1 protein-coding gene is annotated in these 618 nt (G+C 48.4%); it reads left to right on the forward strand.

The window, feature by feature from the left end:
• Nucleotides 1–13: 13 nt before the first annotated feature.
• On the forward strand, nt 14–618 hold a 605-nt coding region (locus PsB1_RS11775), incomplete at its 3' end, for a S1 family serine peptidase (RefSeq protein WP_284361840.1).

Below are 618 nucleotides of genomic sequence, written 5' to 3' on the forward strand. Positions count from 1 at the left end.
AGGGGGTATTATTATGATTAGTTTACGGAAACAATTTGCTAATTCAGTTGCTTTGGCGGCGATTGGAACTGGTCTTTTGCTTGCTGGCCCTGCCACAGCCTTGGTTACACCCAATAAAGTCCAACCTACCTCCGTGATTGATGTTAACAATACACGCCCCTATTGGGTCCTTTTGGGTATGCGTAATTCAGCTGGTGGGATGGGAAGTTGTTCTGGCCTTTTGATCAATCCACGCACCGTTTTATTTGCTGCCCATTGTGTGGGTTTTGCAACCCCTGATGCCTATGATCCAACAAAGCCAACCAATAATGCCAGTGTTGGATATACAACAGACCCTATGTTTGGGCGTGCCAATTTAGCCAATTGGATTACTAGTGGCCGTTTTCCAGGTTTTGGTGATGGGCGCACCATGGTCAATTCAACAATGGTCTGGTGGGATCAACGTTCAAGAGGGGATACGGAAGGACCTGGGGGGCCCCTATTGGACCCCAAAAATGGTGCTTTTCTTCCTGCCGATATTGCCATTGCTGGGTTTGATACACCTACTGAATTATTGGGCCGGGATGCGCAAAACGGCATTGGTTTGTTGTTTTCGCGGGTCAATGGCCCCGTTGCGGT

It is taken from the genome of Candidatus Phycosocius spiralis (genome assembly GCF_030158815.1).
Classification (GTDB): domain Bacteria; phylum Pseudomonadota; class Alphaproteobacteria; order Caulobacterales; family Aquidulcibacteraceae; genus Aquidulcibacter; species Aquidulcibacter spiralis.